General features: G+C 74.1%; 18 protein-coding genes and 1 pseudogene. 5 read left to right on the forward strand and 14 right to left on the reverse strand.

Annotation, left to right across the window (positions count from 1 at the left end; genetic code table 11):
• Both ACSNN7_RS13220 and purD read left to right on the forward strand, forming a co-directional pair.
• On the forward strand, positions 1-722 hold a 722-nt coding region (locus ACSNN7_RS13220), incomplete at its 5' end, for a hypothetical protein (protein ID WP_436681038.1).
• 132 nt (positions 723-854) lie between these two features.
• Positions 855-2,108 carry a phosphoribosylamine--glycine ligase gene (gene purD / locus ACSNN7_RS13225; RefSeq protein WP_436681039.1) on the forward strand — a complete coding sequence of 418 codons (1,254 nt, stop codon included), beginning with the start codon at positions 855-857 and terminating at the stop codon, positions 2,106-2,108.
• Between the two features lie 22 nt (positions 2,109-2,130).
• On the opposite strand, the pseudogene ACSNN7_RS13230 reads toward purD, so the two are convergent.
• The 5 genes and pseudogenes from ACSNN7_RS13230 to ACSNN7_RS13250 form a co-directional block, all read right to left on the reverse strand.
• Positions 2,131-3,478 (reverse strand): annotated as a pseudogene (locus tag ACSNN7_RS13230) (MFS transporter).
• A gap of 346 nt (positions 3,479-3,824) precedes the next feature.
• Positions 3,825-5,000: a serine hydrolase domain-containing protein gene (locus ACSNN7_RS13235; protein WP_436681040.1), complete on the reverse strand. Its 1,176-nt coding sequence runs from the start codon at positions 4,998-5,000 to the stop codon at positions 3,825-3,827.
• Positions 5,001-5,086: 86 nt separating this feature from the next.
• Positions 5,087-6,649, reverse strand: a complete 1,563-nt coding sequence (locus ACSNN7_RS13240; protein ID WP_436681041.1) for an AMP-binding protein — start codon at positions 6,647-6,649, stop codon at positions 5,087-5,089.
• Positions 6,650-6,813: 164 nt separating this feature from the next.
• Positions 6,814-8,028 (reverse strand): acyl-CoA dehydrogenase family protein, encoded by a 1,215-nt coding sequence (locus ACSNN7_RS13245; protein WP_436681042.1) that lies wholly within the window; start codon positions 8,026-8,028, stop codon positions 6,814-6,816.
• Position 8,029: 1 nt separating this feature from the next.
• Positions 8,030-8,482, reverse strand: coding sequence for an SCP2 sterol-binding domain-containing protein (locus ACSNN7_RS13250; RefSeq protein ID WP_436681043.1), 453 nt, complete (start codon positions 8,480-8,482; stop codon positions 8,030-8,032).
• A gap of 78 nt (positions 8,483-8,560) precedes the next feature.
• Between ACSNN7_RS13250 and ACSNN7_RS13255 the strand changes: the two genes are divergently transcribed.
• Complete coding sequence (locus ACSNN7_RS13255; RefSeq protein ID WP_436681044.1) at positions 8,561-9,199, forward strand: TetR/AcrR family transcriptional regulator; 639 nt, start codon at positions 8,561-8,563, stop codon at positions 9,197-9,199.
• A gap of 133 nt (positions 9,200-9,332) precedes the next feature.
• Here ACSNN7_RS13255 and ACSNN7_RS13260 read toward each other — a convergent pair whose 3' ends face one another.
• The 7 genes from ACSNN7_RS13260 to ACSNN7_RS13290 all read right to left on the reverse strand — a co-directional run bounded on the left by ACSNN7_RS13260 (position 9,333) and on the right by ACSNN7_RS13290 (position 16,501).
• On the reverse strand, positions 9,333-9,950 hold the full coding sequence (locus tag ACSNN7_RS13260; RefSeq protein ID WP_436681045.1) for a DedA family protein: 618 nt from the start codon (positions 9,948-9,950) through the stop codon (positions 9,333-9,335).
• A 48-nt stretch (positions 9,951-9,998) separates the two neighbouring features.
• On the reverse strand, positions 9,999-11,309 hold the full coding sequence (locus ACSNN7_RS13265) for an adenylosuccinate synthetase (protein ID WP_436681046.1): 1,311 nt from the start codon (positions 11,307-11,309) through the stop codon (positions 9,999-10,001).
• The gene (locus ACSNN7_RS13270; protein ID WP_436681047.1) at positions 11,306-12,265 is read right to left on the reverse strand and encodes a hypothetical protein; all 960 of its coding nucleotides are present in this window, start codon (positions 12,263-12,265) and stop codon (positions 11,306-11,308) included. Before ACSNN7_RS13270 ends, ACSNN7_RS13265 begins: the two co-directional genes overlap by 4 nt.
• Before the next feature lie 8 nt (positions 12,266-12,273).
• Complete coding sequence (locus ACSNN7_RS13275; protein WP_436681048.1) at positions 12,274-13,242, reverse strand: serine/threonine protein kinase; 969 nt, start codon at positions 13,240-13,242, stop codon at positions 12,274-12,276.
• Positions 13,239-13,991 (reverse strand): NUDIX hydrolase, encoded by a 753-nt coding sequence (locus tag ACSNN7_RS13280; RefSeq protein ID WP_436681049.1) that lies wholly within the window; start codon positions 13,989-13,991, stop codon positions 13,239-13,241. Before ACSNN7_RS13280 ends, ACSNN7_RS13275 begins: the two co-directional genes overlap by 4 nt.
• An 81-nt stretch (positions 13,992-14,072) precedes the next feature.
• Positions 14,073-15,131: a MaoC/PaaZ C-terminal domain-containing protein gene (locus ACSNN7_RS13285; RefSeq protein WP_436681050.1), complete on the reverse strand. Its 1,059-nt coding sequence runs from the start codon at positions 15,129-15,131 to the stop codon at positions 14,073-14,075.
• Positions 15,131-16,501 carry a 3-oxoacyl-ACP reductase gene (locus ACSNN7_RS13290; RefSeq protein WP_436681051.1) on the reverse strand — a complete coding sequence of 457 codons (1,371 nt, stop codon included), beginning with the start codon at positions 16,499-16,501 and terminating at the stop codon, positions 15,131-15,133. The genes ACSNN7_RS13285 and ACSNN7_RS13290 overlap by 1 nt, the downstream gene beginning before the upstream one ends.
• 56 nt (positions 16,502-16,557) lie before the next feature.
• Here ACSNN7_RS13290 and ACSNN7_RS13295 point away from each other — a divergent pair, with 56 nt between their 5' ends.
• Positions 16,558-17,850, forward strand: coding sequence for an acetyl-CoA C-acetyltransferase (locus tag ACSNN7_RS13295; RefSeq protein ID WP_436681052.1), 1,293 nt, complete (start codon positions 16,558-16,560; stop codon positions 17,848-17,850).
• 88 nt (positions 17,851-17,938) lie between these two features.
• Positions 17,939-19,363, forward strand: coding sequence for an adenylosuccinate lyase (purB, locus tag ACSNN7_RS13300; RefSeq protein ID WP_436681053.1), 1,425 nt, complete (start codon positions 17,939-17,941; stop codon positions 19,361-19,363).
• 94 nt (positions 19,364-19,457) lie between these two features.
• Here purB and ACSNN7_RS13305 read toward each other — a convergent pair whose 3' ends face one another.
• Both ACSNN7_RS13305 and ACSNN7_RS13310 read right to left on the reverse strand, forming a co-directional pair.
• The gene (locus ACSNN7_RS13305) at positions 19,458-20,024 is read right to left on the reverse strand and encodes a YbjQ family protein (protein WP_436681054.1); all 567 of its coding nucleotides are present in this window, start codon (positions 20,022-20,024) and stop codon (positions 19,458-19,460) included.
• A 23-nt stretch (positions 20,025-20,047) separates the two neighbouring features.
• Positions 20,048-20,731 (reverse strand): S1 family peptidase, encoded by a 684-nt coding sequence (locus tag ACSNN7_RS13310; RefSeq protein ID WP_436681055.1) that lies wholly within the window; start codon positions 20,729-20,731, stop codon positions 20,048-20,050.
• Positions 20,732-20,883 lie beyond the last annotated feature (152 nt).

A 20,883-nucleotide genomic window follows, 5' to 3' on the forward strand; every position in this document is an offset into this window, starting at 1 on the left:
GGGCGGCGGTCACCAGCCTCGGCGCCGGCGCGTTCGCCGTCCTCGACACCGCTGCCGAACTGCATCGCATCGGGGGGCTCCGGCCGAACCCGGCCGTCCACGTGTCGGTGCCGGTGGAGCGTCCGCGCCCCCAGCGCCCCACGGACCCGGATCTCGTCGTGCACCAGCTCACCGTCGACCGGGGCGACATCTGTCGGGTCGCCGGGGTGCCCGCCACCACCCCGCTGCGGACGCTCGCCGACGTCATCCTCCGGGCGGACCGCTATGCCGCCGTGAGCGCGCTGGACTCCGCGCTGCACCGGCAACTCGTCACCGATGCCGACCTCTCGTCGATCCCCGCCCTCATCGCAGGCCGCCGGGGTGCCATCGTGGCTCGGAGCCACCTCGCGGAGGCGGACGGACGGGCGCAGTCGCCGCTGGAGACCCGGACCCGGCTGCGCTGTGTCGACGGTGGGGTCCCGCCCGACGCGCTGCAGTTGGAGGTACGCGACCACGACGGCTACCTGCTCGGCATCGGCGACCTCGGCTGGCGGGCTGCACGGCTGATCGCCGAGGCGGACGGCCGCGACCCGCACCGCACCCCGCAGGCGCTCTACGAGGACCGGGCGAGACAGAACCGCCTGATCAACGCCGGCTGGCGGATCCTCCGCTTCACCTGGGCCGACACCCTCCGCCCCGACTACATCCCGTACACGATCAAGGCCGCCCTCCGCACCCGCTGACCCACCCCGACGGCCGGCCTCGGCCAAGGGTCTCCGTTGTTGACCAAGAAGTTCTGGTCTGCGGAAGCCGAATTTGAGACGCAAACTTCTTGATCAACAGGGGTGGGGGGAGGGTCGGTAGGATGCGGGGTCGTGCGGGTTCTTCTTGTGGGTGGTGGCGGGCGGGAGCATGCGCTCGCGCTGGGGCTGGCTGACGATCCGTCCGTCGAGGCGGTGATCGCGGCGCCGGGGAATCCGGGGATCGCTGCCGTCGCCGAGCTGCGCGACGTGGCGGCCGCCGATCCGGGGGCCGTGGCGGCGCTCGCGGTCGAGGTGCAGGCCGACCTGGTGGTGATCGGGCCGGAGGCCCCGCTGGTGGCGGGCGTCGCCGACGCGGTGCGGGCCAAGGGCATCGCGGTGTTCGGGCCGTCCGCCGAGGCCGCCCGGCTGGAGGGTTCCAAGACCTTCGCCAAGGAGATCATGACCGCGGCCGGGGTGCCGACCGCGCGGGCGTACACCTGCACGGACGCGGAGAGCACCGCGAAGGCGCTCGACGACTTCGGGGCACCGTACGTGGTGAAGAACGACGGGCTGGCCGCCGGCAAGGGCGTGGTCGTCACCGACGACCGGGACGCCGCGCTGGCCCACGCCCGCGACTGCGGCCGGGTGGTGATCGAGGAGTACCTCGACGGTCCGGAGGTCTCGCTCTTCGTGGTCACCGACGGGGAGGCGGCGGTGCCGCTGCTCCCGGCGCAGGACTTCAAGCGGATCGGCGACGGCGACACCGGCCCGAACACCGGCGGCATGGGGGCGTACGCCCCGCTGCCCTGGGCGCCGGCCGGCCTGGTCGACGAGGTGATGGCCGACGTGGTGCACCCGACGCTGACCGAGCTGCGCCGCCGGGGCACCCCGTTCGCCGGGCTGCTCTACGTCGGGCTGGCGCTGACCGCCGCCGGTCCCCGGGTGATCGAGTTCAACGCCCGCTTCGGTGATCCCGAGACCCAGGTGGTCCTCGCCCTGCTGGAGACCCCGCTGGCCGGGCTGCTGCACGCCGCGGCGACCGGCACGCTGGCCGCGCACCCGCCCCTGCGCTGGCGCGACGGTGCCGCCGTCACCGTCGTGGTCGCCGCCGAGGGCTACCCGGCGTCGCCGCGTACCGGTGATGTGATCACCGGCGCGGACCGCGCCGGGATCATCCACGCCGGCACCCGGCGGGGCGCCGACGGCGCGTTGCTCTCCGCCGGAGGCCGGGTCCTCTGCGGTACGGCCACCGGCCCCGACCTGGCCGCCGCGCGGGACGCCGCCTACGCCCTGGTGAGCGGCGTCGAGCTGGCCGGTTCGCAGCACCGTACCGACATCGCCGCCGCCGCGGTCGACGGCCGGATCACCGTTCCTGCCGGCGGCTGACCGGCCCGGCCCGGCACCCAGGTCAGGAAGCGGCCCCCGACTCGCCGGGTGGGTCGCGGTGGGCCGCGGGGGCCCACTGCTCGCCGAGCGGTACCGGCCCCCTCGGTCCGGCCGGTGGTGCCGCCCGGCGGCGCGGGCGGGTGCAGCGGCGGCGCGTTGAGCAGCCGCAGCACCGGCAGCGGGGCGGCGACCAGGGCCGCCACCAGCAGCGCACCGGCGAGCACCAGGAAGGCCGGTCGCAGCCCCACGCCCTCCGCCAGCGGACCGGCGAGCAGGTAGCCGGCCGGACCGGCGGCGTACGCCAGCGAGGTCATCACGCCCACGACCCTGCCCCGCAGCCGTTCCGGGGTGCGGGTCTGCATGGCGTAGTTGGAGAGCGGGTTGACCGGCCCGTACGCGAGTCCGACGAGGGCGGCGCAGCCGAGCATCACCGGGTACGGCGGCAGCGCGGCGAGCCCGACCAGCGCGCCGCCGGTGACCACCAGTGCGGCGGCCATGAGGGCCCGGCGGTTCAGCAGGCGGCCCACCCAGCCGGAGCCGAGCGCGCCGACGATGGTCCCGGCGCTCATCGCCATCAGCACGGCGCCCAGCCGGGCGGGTTGCCCCTCGGCGACGAACCACGCCGGCAGCAGCACCCCCTCGACGGGCAGGTAGAGCGCCACCAGCACCATGGTGATCAGGCCGATCGCCCGCAGCAGCGGGTCCCGCCACACGAAGCGCAGCCCCTCGGTGGTGCCGGCGAGCAGCCCGGCGGGTGGGCGTTCCGGCCGGCCCGCCCCGGGGAGCCGGACGGCGGCGACGAGCAGGACGGCGAGCAGGAAGCCACCGGCGGTGACCCAGAGCGTCGGGCCGGGACCGATTGCCGCGATGAGCACGCCGCCGACGCCCGGTCCGATCAGGAAGGCGACGCCCCAGACCGCCTCGTGCACGCCGTTGGCCCGTTCGATGGGCCACCGGGCGGCCTGCGCGGCGGCCGGGAGCAGTGTCTCCCGGGCGGTCAGCCCGGCCGGGTCGAAGACCGCGCCGAGCGCGGCGAGCAGCACGATCCAGGCGAGGTTCAGCCCGAGCAGCGCGTCGACCACGGGGATCGCGGCCACCGACAGCGCGGAGAGGGTGTCGGAGATCAGGGCGGTGCGCCGCCGCCCGAGCAGGTCGACGACCGTCCCTGAGATCAGGCTGGACAGCAGCAGGGGCAGCCCGGTGGCGGCCGCGACCACGCCGGCGGCGGTGGCGCTGCCGGTGCGTTCCAGCACCAGCCAGGGCAGGGCGACCAAGGCGACGCCGTTGCCGATGCCGGAGAGGAGGGTGGCGGCCTCGACCAGGAGCAGCGGCGTGCGACGCCGGCGCTCGACCGCACCGGAGCCACCCATGATCGTCAGCCTAGGTCAACCCGCTCCGTCCCGACCGTCGGATCCGGCGGCGGGGTGAACTGGTCGGACCGGCAGCACCGCACCGGCCTCGCGGCCGCCGCGGTCGAGGGCGGGATCGCCGCTCCCGGCCGGCCGACCGGCGGGCCGGCCCGCCCGTCGGCCGGGGAGCCCGCCCGTCGGCCGGGGAGCCCGCCCGTCGGCCGGGGAGCGCGCCCGTCGGCCGGGGAGCGCGCCCGTCGGCCGGGGAGCGCGCCCGTCGGTCGGGGAGCGCGCCCGCCGCCCGGCCCGCCCGTCACCCGGCCCGCGCGCCCGCCCGGGCGGGGAGGTCCCGCCCGACGGGGCGTCGTCAGAGCATCCCGAGCGCGGCGCCGATGACCGCCTGGGCGGTACGGCTCAACTCCTCACCCTTGGCGTCGGTCCCGGTGATCGAGTACTGCACCCGGAGCCGGCCGTCCCGGGTGGACGCCACCCCGGTCAGGTAGCCGAACCGGGATCCCGTCTTGATCCACAGAAGTTCGCCGCCGGGCAGCGGGAACGCGGTGAGCCCGGCGCTGTACCGGGCCGGACCGCCGGCGACGTCAGGGACCGCGGGCAGGGTGAACATCTCGGCCAGCTGGGCCGGCGGCACGACCCGGCCGGCGAAGAGTGCGGTCATGAACGTGTCCAGGTCGACCAGGTTGGAGATGACGTTGCCGGAGGCCGGGGTGAAGGTCTGGCTCCACGTCGTCGCGTCCACCAGTTCGGTGGCCCCGTCGCGCACGACGGCCTGGTAGCCGTGGGCGTGCGGCCCGAGGATGCGCGGGTCGTCGCCGGGTGCGTAGGTGTCGCGCAGGCGCAGCGGGCCGGCGATGCGTCGTTCCAGCTCACGCGCGTACGAGTGGCCGGTGACCTTCTCCACCAGCAGGCCCGCCACGATGTAGCCCATGTTCGTGTAGTGCTGCCTGGTCCCGGGCTCGAACTCGCGGGGGTTGCGCAGGCCGAGCCGCACGATCTGCTCCGGCGTCCACCGGTCGTACCGGTGGGCGAGCTGCCACTCGATCCCCTCCGGCATCCTCGGGCTGGGGATGCCGTTGGTGTGGTCGAGCAGCTGGCGGACGGTGACGGTCGGGTAGTCGGCGGGCAGCAGTCCGGGCAGGTGACGCTGCACCGGATCGGCCAGGTCGATGCGGCCCTCGGCGGCCAGTTGCAGCACCAGCGCGGCGGTGAAGACCTTGGTGACGCTGCCGATCCGGAACCGGGCGTGCGGCGGGACGGGGGCCTGGCTACGCAGGTCCCGTACTCCGCTGACGCCGGTCCAGCAGCCCTCGGGCGTGGAGATGCGCACCTGCGCGCTGGTCGCGTCGGCGTTCGGTAACCCGGTGATCGACCCGCGCAGCGGGGACGGATCGAGGGTGCCGGGCCGGCAGGTGGCTCCCGCCCGGCCGGCGGTGCTGCCCGGAGCGGCTGCGGCGGGGGTGGCGACGGTCAGCGCAAGGCCGAGCGCCGCGACGACGAGGACGGTACGACTGTTCGTGATCTTCATGGGTCGAGCCTGCCGCCCCGGCGGTGCCGGGAGCATCGGGGAGAACCCCCCGGCGTACCCGGGACGGTGGCTCGGGGTACCCCCGGTCAGCCGTAGTAGCGGCGCAGTTCCCGGCTCAGCACCTTGCCGGTGGCGTTGCGCGGCAGGTACTTCACGAAGATCACGTCCCGGGGTACGGAGAACCGGGCCAGGTAGTGCCGGACGTACTCGCGGACCGCCTCGGGGTCGAGCACCTCGCCGGGGTGCAGGCCGAGGAAGGCGGCGAGCCGCTGGCCGTAGTCCGGGTCGGGTACGCCGATCACGGCGGCCTCGCGGACCTGGGGGAGGCGGGCCAGCAGATCCTCCACCTCGGACGGGAAGACGTTCTCCCCGCCGGAGACGATCATGTCGTCGGCGCGGCCGTCGACGAAGAGCAGCCCGTCGGCGTTGACCCGGCCGAGGTCGCCGGTGTCGAGCAGGCCGTCGTGGGTCTCCCGGCGCGCCCCGGAGGTGTAGCCCTCGAAGAGCATCTCGTTGCCCACGAAGATCCGCCCGACCCGTCCGTTGGGCACCGGCTCGCCGTCGTCGTCCAGGATCTCCAGCCGGGTGCCGTGCGGCGGCCGGCCGGCGGTGGTGGGCGCCTCACGCAGGTCGGCGGGGCCGGCGATGGAGGCCCAGGAGACCTCCGTCGAGCCGTACAGGTTGTAGACCACGTCGCCGTAGACGTCCATGAACCGCGGCGCCAGCCCGCCGGGCAGCGCCGAGCCGCTGACCGCGACCACCTTCAGCGGCGGCCGCGGGTCCGGCGGCGGCACGTCGAGCAGCCGCTGCACCATCACGGGTACGGCGAAGAGCGCCTGGCACTGGTGGGCCACGAGTGCGGCCAGCGTGGCGGCCGGCTCGAACCGGCGGTGCAGCACGATGGTGGCGCGCAGCGCGAAGGCGACCTGGAGGGCGGCGTATCCCCAGGTGTGGAAGAGCGGCGCGGCGATCATCACGGTGTCCCGGGCGTGCAGCGGGATGCGGTCGATGATGGACACCAGCGGGCCGAAACCGTTGGGAGTGGGGCGGCGGGCGCCCTTCGGCGCGCCGGTGGTGCCGGAGGTGAGAACGATCGTCCGGCCGTCGCGCTCGGGCGGTTGCAGGTCGCCGGGGAGCGCGCCGGCGATCAGCTCCTCGAGGCCGCGCTCGTCCACCCGGTGCACCTCGGCGGGGAGGCCGAGGAGCCGGTCGGCGAACTCGTCGTCGTGCACCAGCACCCGCAGCCGCTGCTCCTCGGTCACGGTGGCCAGTTGGGCGGCGGAGAGGCCGCTGTTGACCAGCACCGCGTCGGCGCCGAGCACGGTGGCGGCGACGACCGCCTCGATCAGCCCGTGATGGTTGCGGCAGAGCACCCCGACCCGGTCGCCGGCCTGCACGCCGAGCCCGGTCCGCATCGCCCGGGCCAGCCGTTCGGCCCGGTCGAGCAGCTCCTGATAGGTCAGTTCGACGCCCTGCTCGTCAACGACGGCGACCCGCCCCGGGTCCCGGGCGGCGGCCTGCCGCAGCTCGCCGGCGAGGCTCCAGCCCCACTTGCGCAGCGCCTGGAGCTGGGAGGCGACCCGGATCGGCCGGCCCGGGGTGAGCAGCCCTCGCCGGGTCAGCGTGGCCACGACGAACGGCAGGTCCATGGCGGCCTCCTCATGCGGGTGCGGTGACGGGCCCCGTGGGGGCCCGTCACCGGGACGTCACCTTTCGATCATGCACCGGATGCTTCCGGCAGCCCAACCGGTGTGAGCAGTTGCCGGCTGATGGACACCGGGCAGTGGCGGACGCCACCACCGACGGTGAATTCTCAGCGGATCTGCATGCCGGAGATGGCGCGGGAGATGACCAGCCGCTGGATCTCGGAGGTGCCCTCGAAGATGGTGTAGATCTTGGCGTCCCGGTACCACCGCTCGACCGGGTGGTCGCGCAGGAAGCCCGCGCCGCCGAGCAGCTGCACCGCCTTGTCGGTCACCGCGACGGCCACCTCGCTCGCCTTGAGCTTGGACATCGAGCCCTCGCCGGCGGTGAAGGGGCGGTTGTTGCGGCCCATCCAGGAGGCCCGCCAGACCAGTAGCCGGGCGGCGTCGATCTCCATCTTCATGTCGGCCAGCGCGAACGCGACCGCCTGGTTGGCGATGATCGGCCGTCCGAACTGGACGCGGTCCTTCGCGTAGTCCAGGGCGTACTCGTAGGCGGCCCGGGCCACGCCGAGCGCCTGCGCGCCGACGGTGGGCCGGGACAGCTCGAAGGTGCGCATCGCGGCCTGCCCGGAGGCCTTCTGCCCGGAGCGGGCCCGGTCGAGCCGCTCCAGCAGGGCGTCCCGGCCGCCGAGCAGGCAGCGCCCGGGCACGCGTACGTCGTCGAGGAAGACGTCGGCGGTGTGCGACGCGCGCAGCCCCAGCTTGCGCAGCTTGCGGGTCGCGTTGAGCCCGGCGGTCCCCGGCGGTACGACGAACGCGGCCTGCCCGCGCGAGCCCAGCTCCGGCTCGACCGAGGCGGTGACCACGTGCACCCCGGCGATCCCGCCGTTGGTGGCGTACGCCTTCTGCCCGCGCAGCACCCACTCGTCGGTGGCCTCGTCGTAGACCGCCCGGGTACGCATCGCGCCGACGTCGGAGCCGGCCTCCGGCTCGCTGGTGCAGAACGCCGCGACGGCGGGCTGGTCCACGTCGCCGAAGCACTGCGGCACCCATTCGACCAGCTGGTCGGGGGTGCCCGCGCCGTAGATGGCGGCGACTGCGAGGCCAGTGCCGAAGATGCTCAGGCCGATGCCCGCGTCACCCCAGAAGAGTTCCTCGCTGGCGATCGGCAGGGAGAGGCCGGTGGGGTCGGCCCAGCAGGTGGCGAGGAACTCGAAGCCGTAGAGGCCGACCTTCGCCGCTTCCTGGATGACCGGCCACGGGGTTTCCTCCCGGGCGTCCCACTCGGCCGCGGCCGGGCGCACGACCTCGGCGGCGAAGCCGTGCACCCAGTCGCGTAGATCCCGCTGTTCCTCGTTCAGGTCGAGCGAGAACTCGGCCATGTCAGGCCTTGGGGATGTCGAACAGGTTGGCGATGTTGGCGGCCAGGCCCAGGTCGCCCTTGGCCTTGAGCTTGCCGGTCATGAACATCATCACCGGGTTGGCGCCACCGGAGACGATCTTCAGGAACTCGACCGGACCCATGGTCAGGCTGAGCTTCGGGTCGTGCTGCGGGGTCTCGTTGACCGTGCAGGTGCCGTCGGCGATGGCGACCTCGTAGGTGTCGGTGCCACCGTCGGGCCGGCCGGTGATGTTCCAGTGGATGGCCGCGTTGGTGGAACCGGCCCGGTCGGCGCGGAACAGCTGCGGCATCCGGCCGAAGACCTCGCTGAGGATCTTGCCGCGCAGGTCGCCGGACATCACCTCGGCGATCTTGTCGTCGGGGGTGGACTTGACGAGCTGCGCGAACTCCTTGGGGCCGACGTTGGCGAAGTTGGCCGGGTCGAAGTCAGTCATGGGGGAATGCACCTCTCGGGCGGGCCGACTTTGGTTACTCGGGCGTAACCTTACGCACGAGTAGGTATGCTCGCAAGGGTGTCCAGCACACCCACCTTCAAGCGCCTCCCCCGGGCCGTACGCGAGCAGCAGATGCTCGACGCCGCGGTCAAGGTCTTCTCCCGGCGCGGCTTCCACGCCGCCAGCATGGACGAGATCGCCGAGGACGCCGGCATCTCCAAGCCGATGGTCTACGCCTACCTCGGCACCAAGGAGGAGCTCTTCGTCGCCTGCCTGCACCGCGAGGGCACCCGGATGATGCAGGCGATCGCCGGGGCGGCCGCACCGGACCTGCCCGCCGACGAACGGCTCTGGCGGGGGCTGCGCGCCTTCTTCGGTTTCGTCGGGGCGCACCGGGACGGCTGGGCGGTGCTCTACCGGCAGGCCCGGGGCTCGCAGCCGTTCGCCGGTGAGCTGGCCGCGATGCGCGCCCGGCTGGTCGAGGTCGTCGCCGGGATGCTCGGCCACGCACTGCGCGCCGAGGGGCGCGAGGTCGGCGAGACCGAGCTGGAAGTGGTCGCGTACGCCCTGGTCGGCGCGACCGAGTCGCTCGCGGACTGGCTCGCCGACCACCCGGAGGCCGACCCGGAGAAGACCGCCACCCGAATGATGAACGTGGCCTGGCTCGGCGCCGGCCAGCTCCTGCACGGCGCCACCTGGCGACCCCCGGCGAGCTGACGGCCGCGCCCCCGGTGGCCGGGCGGCCGTTCATGATCCAGTGACGATTTCCGGCGACCCCGACGGCGTGTCGTCGCGGATTCTGCGACTCGATCATGGAGGCGGCGCCCGGAAGCAGCCGGAAAGCAGCCGGTCAGCGATGGACGGCGGGGCGGCGGTGGGCGCGCCGGCGCAGCCGACGGACCACCTCCAGCAGGCCGGTCAACGCGAGGGAGAGGGCGACCCCGGCGAGCAGGCCCTTGACCGGATCGCGCTCGAAGGCGAGGCCGCCGAAGTAGCCCAGCAGGCTGCAGTAGGTCGCCCAGGTGCCGGCCGCGAGGCTGTCGAAGAGCAGGAAGCGGCGCAGCGGGTAGCGGACCGCACCCATGGTCAGGGTGACTGCGGTGCGACCGCCGGGGACGTACCGGGCGGTCATCAGGATCATCCCGCCGCGCTGCGCTACGGCCCGGCGGGCCCACGCGGAGCCGGCCCGGCGGCGGCTCTCCGCCGGGAGCCGGGCCAGCCGGTGGGACCCCCCGCCCCGGCCGATGCCGTAGGAGACGTGGTCACCGGCGAGCGCGCCGAGCGCGGCGATCACGATCACCGCGACCAGGTTCGGCTCCCCGGCGGCGGCGAGGACGCCGGCGGTGATCACCACGGTCTCGCCGGGGACCGCCGGGAAGAACGCGTCGACCGCGGTGACCGCGAAGATCACCAGGTACACCCACGGCGAGGTGACCGTGTGGTGGAGCAGGTCGAGCACGGACTCCATGCCCTCATGCTCCGGGCTCGGCCACCGCCCCCGGGCCGAGTCGGCGGATCAGGCCACCGGCGCTCGGTGGCCGGACCGGCCGGCGGACGGGGCCACGGTCCGGTGCCCGGCCCGCCCGGGTTGCTCGGCCAGCCAGCCGTGCGGCGTCTTGTCCTCGGCGGTGGGGCCGTGCGAGGTCAGCACCACCCGGGCACCCAGCTCCCCGGCCACCGCCGCCGCCCAGTCGGCGGGCGGGTCGTCGTAGACCGGCCGGGCCCGCAGCAGGCGGGCGGTGAGGGCCGCCTGCCGGTCCAGGTCGCCCGGCGGGCCGGGCAGCAGGCGGTCCACCCCGTCGTAGCGGCGGCACAGCCGCAGCCGGGGTCCGGCGAGGTCGAGGTGGGTGAGGGCGAGGCCGTCGACGCCACCCGCCGCGGCGAGGGCGTACCGGTGGGCCACGGCGTCGAAGTGCCCGAACCGGAAGCGGCCCTGCCACGGGTTGGTCGGGTTGTGCGGGTCGGTCAGCGGCAGCGTCCGGTCCTCGGTCACCAACGGCCCGGGCCCGTGCCGCGTGGTCACCACCCGTACGACGCCCAACCGCCGCGCCTGCCCGGCCAGGCCCGCCTCGGCCAGCAGCGCCTCGGCGTTGGCGAAGGTCGTGGTGCTCCAGGTGGTGTACGGGTGGAAGCCGTGCCACTCGTCCAGCAGCACCCCCTGCGCTCCCTCGAAGACGCAGGTCCCCGCCCGCAGCGCCCCGGCCAGCCAGGACCGGTCGACGATCGTCACCCGGGCGGCGAACCCGGTGAACGCGGGCAGGCAGTCCTCGACCGGCGGCGCGTCCAGCGGACCCAGCTCAGCGGTCAGCCGATCCCGCAGCGCGGTCAGCCGACGGCGGAGCAGGGCCGGGCGGCGGCAGTCGGCCACCCGGGGCGCCTCGTCCGGGTGGGCGAGGCCGTACCCGACGGCCTCGCCCACCCCCAGCCCGCAGGAGCCGTGCCGGTCGGCTCCCCGGGCGGTCTCCCGGACCCGGTTCGCGGCCCGGTGGTACGGGGTGGCCAGCAGCGCCTCCCCGTCGACCGTCAGCCGGTCGAGCGCGTCGGGCACCCCCACCGAGGTGAGGTGGTCGGCCTCGGCGGCCAGCGCCAGCGGGTCCACCACCACGTGCCGCGACAGGTGTGTACCGACGCCGGGCCGGAACGTCCCCGCGCCGAACTGCGCGTACGTGTGGTGTCGTCCGTCGCGCAGCACGACGTTGTGCGCCGCCTGCGCGCCCCCGTTGAAACGGACCACCGTGTGGACGGGCCGGGTCGCGCAGAGCCAGTCCACGACGGTGCCCTTGCCGGCGTCGCCGTAGCCGAGGTCGACCACCATCACGTGGTTCACAGCCGGGTGACCCCGCGACCGTCGGTGCGCGTGACCGGCAGCGCGGCCACCTCGGTCCGCCGCCCGCCGTCGAGCCGGGCCAGCGCCCTGGACACCGTGCCGGTGGCCGCCGAGCCCGCCCGGTCCAGGTCGCGCAGGCCCTCGTCCAGGTCGATGGCCTGCTCGCCGAGTCCGATGGTCAGCGCGATGGTCTCGCAGACCGCGTCCGGGTCGTCCAGCTCGACGGCGCGCTGCCCGAGCAGGCCCCGCCAGTGGTCGAGCACGGTGGCGTTGCCGGAGTAGTGGCTGCCGGTGGGGAGCAGGTAGTAGGTGTCCCAGCGGCGGGTCACCTCGTCGACGATCTGCCGCAGCCCGACGTCCTCGCGCAGGTCGTCACCGATCAGGCGGGCCACCTCGCGGGCCTTCACCCGGGGGTAGGCGAGCTCGTCGCCGATGATGAACAGGTAGCCGCGTCGGCCGCGCTTGTCCCAGCTGTCGGTGGCGGTGTGCCGGGCCATGAAGTACATCGCCAGCTCGTACGACTCGGTCATCTGCCCGCCGCCGCCACCCTCCAGCACGATCCGGCCGAGGTCGTCGTCCATCCGGTTGTCCGACTCGAACTGCCCGACCTGCAACGGCACCCGGTCGCAGGTGGCGTCGCCGATCGCGCCGAACATGATCTGCGGGTCGCGGGCGTAGCCCTGCCGCAGCAGCAGGCCGAGCAGCTGCGGCAGCTTGGTCTGGAGCACGCGCGGCACGTGCCCCATCGAGCCGGTCACGTCGAAGAGCACTGCGATCGGGGTCGACTGCGGGTGCTCGGCCGAGTCGCGGCTCTCCCGTACGGCGCCGCGGGGGTCGAGCGCGGGGTGCACGGTGCGCGCCCCGCTGTCGCTGTAGGAGAAGGCGCTGGCGCCGGTGGCCCGGCGGTAGCGGTCCGCGGCGTCGTACACGTCGGTGGACCAGATTCCACTGCCCATGACAGCTCCTAACGGTTGAGGGTGAAGGGGCGGAAGGTGCGCGGCCCGTACTGCCGTTCCAGCACCTGGTCCAGCTCGCCCAGCAGCCGCCAGGCGTCGTCGGGCCGGGCGTTCAGGGCGGGGCGCCGGCACCCGGCGGCGAAGTCGAGCAGCGCCCGCGGTGCCCGGTCGCCCATCAGTTCGGTCATGCAGCGGGTGGCCATCGCGATGTCGGTGCCCGGGCCGCACGGTCGCCTCGCGACGACCTCCGGCGGATACCAGTCCTCGTGGTCGGGCACCAGGGCCGGGACGGCGCCGCCGTCGACCACCGAGAAGCACCAGTCGACGAGCACCACGCCGTGCGCGTCCGGCTCGATCAGGACGTGCCGGGGCAGCACCGCGCCGTGCACCACGCCCGCCCGGTGGGCCAGGCCGAGCGCCACCAGCAGCCGCCGCCACATCCACGCCACGTCGCGGCCGTCCAGGCCGTCGGGGTACGCCCGGCGGACCTCGTCGAGGCTGCGCAGGCCGGGCGCGGTGGCCAGCACGGTGACCTGCCGTTCGGCGCCGGTCGCCGGGTCGCGGGCCACCAGCGAGTCGACCAGGCGGGGCACGTACGGCAAATGGCGCGGGTCGCCCCGCTCCTCGAGCGCCCGCAGGGCGTGCGCCTCACGGGCCATCAGGTCGTTGTCGGCCGGGCTGCGGGGCAGCTTGAGCAGCCGGTCCGCCCCGACGTCGTACAGGTCGGCGAGGTCGCCGACGTGAGCGAGGCGGGTGAGCCGGTAGTCGCCGAGCGCGCCTCGGGCCCGCCACCGGGTGGTGACCCGGGCCAGCGCGTCGGCGGCCTCGGCGCGTACCCGCGGGTCGGCCGCGCCCAGCCGGTCGGGGTGCAGGGCCGCGACCAGCTGCCGGTAGCGGCGGGCCGGCTCGGTCCTGCCGAACAGCTCCTCGTCGGTGCGGGCCGCCGCGACCAGCCGGACCGCCTCGTCGGTCCTCACCGGACCGTCTCCTCGCGGGCGGGGCGCAGCAGCGCCGGGTGCAGCAGCCGGGCGTCGCCGGCCCGGTAGAGCTTGGCGCGGGGCCCGCCCCGGGCGCCGCCCCGCTCGGTGCTGGCGCCGGTGCTCTCCACGAACCCCGGCACGGAGAGCACCTTGCGGTGGAAGTTGCCGGCGTGCAGCGGGTGCCCCCACACCGTCTCGTAGACGGCACGCAGCTCGCTGATGGTGAACTCGCCGTCGAGGAAGCGGGTGGCCAGCGGGGTGTACTCCAGCTTGGCGCGGGCCCGTTCCAGCCCGTCGTCGATGATCCGGCCGTGGTCGAAGGCGAGCTGCCGGCTGGTCAGCGCGGTCACCGGCAGCCAGATCGCCTCGTCGGCGTCGGTGCCGGCGGCCGGGTCGGGCAGGTCGGGTGCGAATGCGAGGTGGGCGACGGAGACGACGCGCATCCGCGGGTCGCGGTCGACGGCGCCGTAGCTGGCGAGCTGTTCCAGGTGTACGCGGCGCAGCCGTTCGCCGCCGAGCCCGGTCTCCTCGGCCAGCTCCCGGCGCGCGCCGGTGGCCAGGTCCTCCTCGGGGCGGACGAACCCGCCGGGCAGCGCCCAGTGGCCCTCGTACGGCGGTTGGCCCCGTCGGATGAGCAGCAGGTGCAGCTCGCCGCCGCGGATGGTCAGCGCGACCACGTCGACGGTGACGGCGATCGAGGGGTAGGCCGAGGGGTCGTACGCGGCGAGGAAGTCCTGCTCGTTCACGGCGTCTCTCTCATTTCGAGAACAACTCAATGTGAGAACAACCTAGCGCACGAAAGGGTGGAAGCCAACCCCTCGCGTCGTTCAGCGGATGGTGCCCACCAGGTGCGGACGGCCGGTCCGAGCGTCGTTCAGGGCGAAGTCCCAGGCCGGGGTGGCACTGAACGCCACGGTGCCGGGCAGCGGCACCGGCAGCTTGAACGACACGTCCACCGTGTACGCCTCCGGCAGCCGGCTCTCCAGCGCCGCCAGGCAGCGCGCCTTGCTCCACATCCCGTGCGCGATCGGGCGGGGGAAGCCGAGCAGCCGTGCCCCCAGCCGGGAGGTGTGGATCGGGTTGTGGTCGCCGGAGACGCGGGCGTAGTCCGTACCGACCCGGGGCTCGACGCGCCAGCGGGCGGAGGCGGCCGGCGGCGCGGGCCGCTCACCCCGGTCGCGCCGCGCACCGCCGCCGGGCGTGCGCTCCTTGCCCAGGTACGTCGAGACGCCGCGCCAGACCTCCTCGCCGCCGACCGACCCGACCAGTACGACGTCGATCTGCCGTCCCCGCTCGTGCGGTCGCAGGTTCTCCGCGTACGTGACGAAGTCCAGCGTCTCGCCGGCCTCGATCGGGCGGTGCACGGTGATCCGGTTGCCCACGTGCACCACGCCGGTCAGCGCGATCGGGAACTCCGGCGTGGTCATCAGCCGCAGCGACAGCGGAAAACCCATCACGTGCGGGTACGTCGCCGGCAGCCGGTCGGCCAGCCGGAACCCGCAGACCCGGTCGTAGTCGGCCAGGTGCGCCCGGTCGACGCTGCTCCCGGCGACGGCCAGTTCGACCTGCGGCGGGGCGTCCGGGCGGCGGGACCGGCCGATGACCGGCACCGCGTCGCGCAGCGCCCGGCGGTAGAGCGCGCCGGGCGCCGGCATCCGGGGCAGCTCGACCCGCGCCCGGCCCGCCGGTGCGGCGTGCCCGGACAGGTCCGTGGTCGCGTACGCGGACAGGTCGTGGGTGGCTTCCAGGCTCACGTCGTGGTCGGCCGAGGCGGCCCGGACGGCGGCCAGGTCCGCCGCCGAGATCACCTCGGTCGGCCCGTCGATGAGGTCTCCGACGGAGAGGTGCTCCGCCCGGCCGTCCTCCGGCCGCTTCTTCCTCGCCATCACGCCCCCAACAGGCTCTGGCCGCAGACCCGGACCACGTTGCCGCTGACCGCGCCGGACGCCGGCCAGGCCAGCCAGCCGATCGTCTCGGCCACGTCCACCGGCAGCCCGCCCTGGGCCATGCTGTTCATCCGGCGGCCCGCCTCGCGCAGCGCCAGCGGTACGCGGGCGGTCAGCCGGGTCTCGATGAAGCCGGGGGCGACCGCGTTGACGCTGATCCCGCGCCCGTGCAGCTCCGGGGCCAGCGACTCGACCAGCCCGATCACGCCGGCCTTGCTGGTGGCGTAGTTGGTCTGCCCCCGGTTGCCGGCGATACCGGCGATCGAAGAGACCGCCACGATCCGGCCACCGGCCGGGATCAGCTCGCGTTCCAGCAGCACGTCGTTGATCCGCTCCTGGCTGGAGAGGTTGACGTCGAGCACCTGGTCCCACCGGTCGGCGTCCATCCGGCCGAGCGTCTTGTCCCGGGTGATGCCCGCGTTGTGCACCACCACGTCGACCCGGCCGTGCCGGCCGGCGAGGTGCTCGGCGAGCCGGGTGGGGGCGTCCGGGGTGGTCAGGTCGAGCTGGACGGCACTGCCGCCGATCTCGTTGGCCACCGCGGCCAGCTCGTCGCCGGCCGCCGGGATGTCCAGCGCCACGACCTGGGCGCCGTCGCGGGCCAGCACCTTCGCCAGCGCCGCGCCGATGCCCCGGGCCGCCCCGGTGACCAGGACGACCTGACCGTCGAGCGGGCGGTCCCAGTCCGCCGGCGGCTGGGCGGTGCCGGCCCCGACCCGGACGACCTGCCCCGAGACGTACGCGGACCGGCCGGACAGGAGGAATCGGAGGGTCGATTCGAGGCTGGTCAGGGTGCCGGCGTCACCCTCCCTGGTGACGTACACGAGCTGGGCGGTGACGCCGCGGCCGAACTCCTTGCCGATGCTGCGGGTCAGGCCCTCCAGGGCGCGCTGGGCGGTGGCCTCACGCGGCGAGCCGCACTCGGCCGGCGGGGTACCCAGCACGATCACCCGGCCGCTGGGCAGCACCGAGCGGGCCTGCGGGTGGAAGAAGTCGTAGAGCTGGCGCAGCCCGGTGGAGTCGGTGATGCCGGTGGCGTCGTAGACCAGTGCCCCGTACCGCTGGGGGGTGCCGTCGGTGGCGGTGGTGCCGGCCACCGGATCGCGCACCTCCACCCCGGCGAAGGTCAGGATCTTGCCGACCGGCTCGCCGAGCCGGCTGCCGGTGGCCGCGCCGAGCAGCGCCGGCCCGGGCAGGAGCGGATCGCCGGGGGTGTGCCGGCGCAGTCGCGGCGGGTCGGGCAGCCCGAGGCGCTTGACCAGCGCGCGGCCGGCCCCCGATTGGACGAAGCTCGCGTACCTGTCGGTCATAGGCGTAGCCTACTGGCCAGTAGGTTGTGGGCAAGTCCTGAAACGGAGGCGGGATCGTGCAGAGCATCCGGCGGGTCGCGGTCATCGGCGGCAACCGCATCCCCTTCGCCCGGTCCAACTCCCGCTACGCGAACGCGTCCAACGCGGACATGCTGGGCGCGGCGCTGGACGGGTTGGTGGCCCGGTTCGGCCTGGCCGGGCAGCGGGTCGGCGAGGTGGTGGCCGGCGCGGTGCTCAAGCACGCGAAGGACTTCAACCTCACCCGCGAGGTGGTGCTCGGCTCGAAACTCGACCCGCACACCCCCGCGTACGACATCCAGCAGGCCTGCGGCACCGGCCTGGAGGCGGCCATCCTGGTCGCCAACAAGATCGCCCTCGGGCAGATCGACGTGGGCATCGCCGGTGGCGTCGACACCACCTCCGACGCGCCCCTGGCCGTCAACGAGGACATGCGCCGCACGCTGCTCAAGCTCAACTCCGCCCGGACCCTCGGCGAGCGGCTGAAGATCGCCGCCAAGCTGCGGCCGCACCAGCCGTTCAAGCCGGAGATCCCGCGCAACGCCGAGCCGCGTACCGGGCTGTCGATGGGCGAGCACGCCGCGCAGACGGCGCTGCGCTGGCAGATCGACCGGCAGGCGCAGGACGAGCTGGCGCTCCGGTCGCACCAGCGGCTCGCCGCCGCGTACGAGCGGGGCTTCTTCGACGACCTGATGACGCCGTACCTCGGGCTGACCCGGGATGCGAACCTCCGCCCGGACACCACGCTGGAGAAGCTCGGCTCGCTCAAGCCGGTCTTCGGCGCGAAGGGCTCCGACGCCGACCAGGCGACCATGACCGCCGGCAACTCCTCCCCGCTCACCGACGGCGCGTCGACCGTGCTGCTCGCCTCGGAGGAGTGGGCGCGCGAGCACCACCTGCCGGTGCTGGCCTGGTTCTCCTGGTCGGAGGTCGCCGCGGTCGACTTCGTGCACGGCGACGAGGGGCTGCTGATGGCCCCCGCGTACGCGGTGCCCCGGATGCTCGCCCGGGCCGGGCTGACCCTGCAGGACTTCGACTACTACGAGATCCACGAGGCGTTCGCCTCGCAGGTGCTGGCCACCCTGGCCGCCTGGGAGTCGCCGGAGTTCTGCAAGGACCGGCTGGGGCTGGACGCCCCGCTCGGCTCGATCGACCGCGACAAGCTCAACGTCAACGGCTCCTCGCTCGCCGCCGGGCACCCGTTCGCCGCCACCGGCGGCCGGATCGTCGCCACCCTGGCCAAGCTGCTCGACGGCAAGGGCGGCGGCCGGGGGCTGATCTCCATCTGCGCGGCCGGCGGGCAGGGCGTCACGGCGATCCTGGAGCGCTGAGCGTCGCACTACGGCGGGACGCGGGGTGCCGCGCGGCGTCCTCGGCCCGGTCCGGGCGCTGCTGTCGGCGTACGAGAGAATGAGGTACGTGACGACGATCCCGAACGTGCTCGCCAACCGGTACGCCTCGCCCGAGCTGGTCGCCCTCTGGTCCCCGGAGGAGAAGGTACGGCTGGAGCGGCGGCTCTGGCTCGCCGTGCTGAAGGCCCAGCGTGACCTCGGCGTGGCCGTGCCGGACGGGGTGGTCGAGGCGTACGAGCGGGTGATCGACGACATCGACCTGGCCTCGATCGCCGAGCGGGAGCGGGTCACCCGGCACGACGTGAAGGCCCGGATCGAGGAGTTCAGCGCGCTCGCCGGGCACGAGCACGTGCACAAGGGGATGACCTCTCGGGACCTCACCGAGAACGTCGAGCAGCTCCAGGTGCGCCGCTCGCTGGAGCTGATCCGGGACCGCGTGGTCGCGGCCCTGGCCCGGCTGGCCTGGCTCGCGCACGAGCACTCCGGGCTGGTGATGACCGGGCGATCGCACAACGTCGCCGCGCAGGCCACCACGCTGGGCAAGCGCTTCGCGTCGGCCGCCGAGGAACTGCTGATCGCGTACGAGCGGCTGGAAGACCTGATCAACTGGTACCCGCTGCGCGGGATCAAGGGCCCGGTCGGTACCGCCGCCGACCAGCTCGACCTCTTCGACGGCGACGCGGAGAAGGTGGCCGAGCTGGAGCGCCGGGTGGCCGGGCACCTCGGGTTCAGCCGGGTGCTGGACAGCGTCGGGCAGGTCTACCCGCGCTCGATCGACGTGGCGGTGCTCGCGGCGCTCTCCCAGGTCGCCGCCGCGCCGTCCTCGCTGGCCACCACGATCCGGCTGATGGTCGGCCAGGAGCTGGCCACCGAGGGCTTCAAGCCCGGCCAGGTGGGCTCCAGCGCGATGCCGCACAAGATGAACACCCGCTCGTCGGAGCGGGTGAACGGCTTTGCCGTGATCATCCGGGGTTACCTGTCGATGGTCGGCGAGCTGGCCGGCGACCAGTGGAACGAGGGGGACGTCTCCTGCTCGGTGGTCCGCCGGGTCGCCCTGCCGGACGCGTTCTTCGCCGCCGACGGGCTCTTCCAGACCTTCCTCACCGTGCTGGACGAGTTCGGGGCGTACCCGGCGGTGATCAACCGGGAGCTGGAGCGGTTCCTGCCCTTCCTCGCCACCACCAAGATCCTCGTCGCGGCGGTCCGCCGGGGCGTCGGCCGGGAGGTGGCGCACGAGGTGATCAAGGAGCACGCGGTCGGGGTGGCGCTCGCCATGCGCGAGAAGGGCGCCGCCGAGAACGACCTCTTCGACCGGCTCGCCGCCGACGGCCGCCTGGGCCTGACCCGCGCCGAGATCGACGCCCTGGTGGCCGACCCGGCTACCTTCACCGGCGCCGCCCAGGCTCAGGTCGAGGCGATCACCAAGCGCATCACGGCGGTCGTGACCGCCCACCCCGAGGCCGCCACCTACTCCCCGCCGCCCATCCTCTGACCCCTGACACAGGCCCCCGTCTGCGGCGGGTCGGGGCGTCCCGGCCGGACGAGATCCCGACCCGTCGCAGACGGGTGTGGCTGAGGCGCCGGCTTCAGGTCTTGCGGGTGGGGGTGTCGGCGGCGGAGGAGAGGTTGGGCGCGCTCGCCGGCTCCGCGATGCCGCCGGGGGCCTCGGCGAAGCCGGGCTCGTGGGCGGTCTCCGCCGCGACCAGCGGCTGGTCGCTCGGCATGACGTCGGGCACCTTGGGTACGACGATCACCGCCGTGCCGTACGCGCAGATCTCCATCCACATCTCGCCGCAGTCGCGGCTGTCGAAGCGCATCCCCACCACGGCGTTCGCGCCGAGCCGGAGGGCCTCCTCGCCGAGCCGGGCCACCGAGTCGGTGCGCCACCGGGTGAGGTTGTCCGGGGCCATCGGGTCGTACGCGCCACCGCGCAGGTTCTTGACCCCCTCGCGGTACGGGTTCCGGGTCCGCGCCATCGATGAGACCACTTCGCCGAGGATCTGGCGGATCTCGTAGCCAGGCAGTTGATCCGTCGTCACGACCAGCACGATTCCGATGCTGTCAGTCCGCGCCCGGGCCGTTCGCGAGCCGTGTTCACCTGATCGGATGCTGCAAAACGTGGCGGCGCGGACGGCGGGGGATCGCCCGGCCATCCGCGCCCCCACGGCGCTAACCGTCAGACACCGGCCACCGAGGTGATCCAGGCCCGGTTGTACGCGACGCTGCCGTAGTTCTGGATGCTCTGGCCGTCGGCGGTGGAGGCCACGCCGACCTGCCGGCCGTTGTAGAACTGCGGGCCGCCGGAGTCGCCGCGCCAGGCGTTGCCGCTGATCTCGCTGCTCCGGATCGCCTGCCCGCCGTACGCGTCGGTGGCGCTGTTGCTGGTCACCTGGACCGTGGCGGTCTTGAGCTGGCTGGAGGCCGAGCAGCCGCTGTAGCAGGTCTGGCCCCAGCCGTAGATCGAGTTGGTGGAGCCGATCGGCGGGTTGCTGGTGGCCAGCGTCACCGTGCTGGTGGTGACCGGGCTGGACAGCCGCATCAGCGCGAGGTCGTAGCGGCTGTAGGTGGCGCTGACGGTGCGGGTCACGCCGCCCGAGGAGCGGTAGACGCTGCCGATCCGGACGGACATCGAGCCGTTGATGCAGTGCCGCGCGGTGAGCACCCACTGCGACGAGATCACGCTGCCGGAGCAGGTGAACGAGCCGTTGCTGAACACCGCGGCGGCCCACGGGGCGGAGGAGACGGTGTTGCCACCGATGATCGGCTGGGGGCCGGCGGGGGCGGCGGTGGCACCGGACGAGGCGGCGAGGACGCCGGCGAGCGCGGTGGTCAGGACCGCGAGCAGGGGGCGGATACGCATGTCGGGGGACTCCTTGTGGGCAGGCCCGGGGTCGCCGGGCCGAGTCGGCCCCGGCGGGTGAGGGGGTGACCCGCCGGGGGCGTCGAAAGCATCGACATCTGCCGATGTACGGTAGGCCGCCCGCGCTCCGTTCACAAGAGTTAATAGAGATT

This window comes from Micromonospora sp. URMC 105 (genome assembly GCF_051386295.1).
In the GTDB taxonomy this organism is placed as follows: Bacteria; Actinomycetota; Actinomycetes; order Mycobacteriales; family Micromonosporaceae; genus Micromonospora.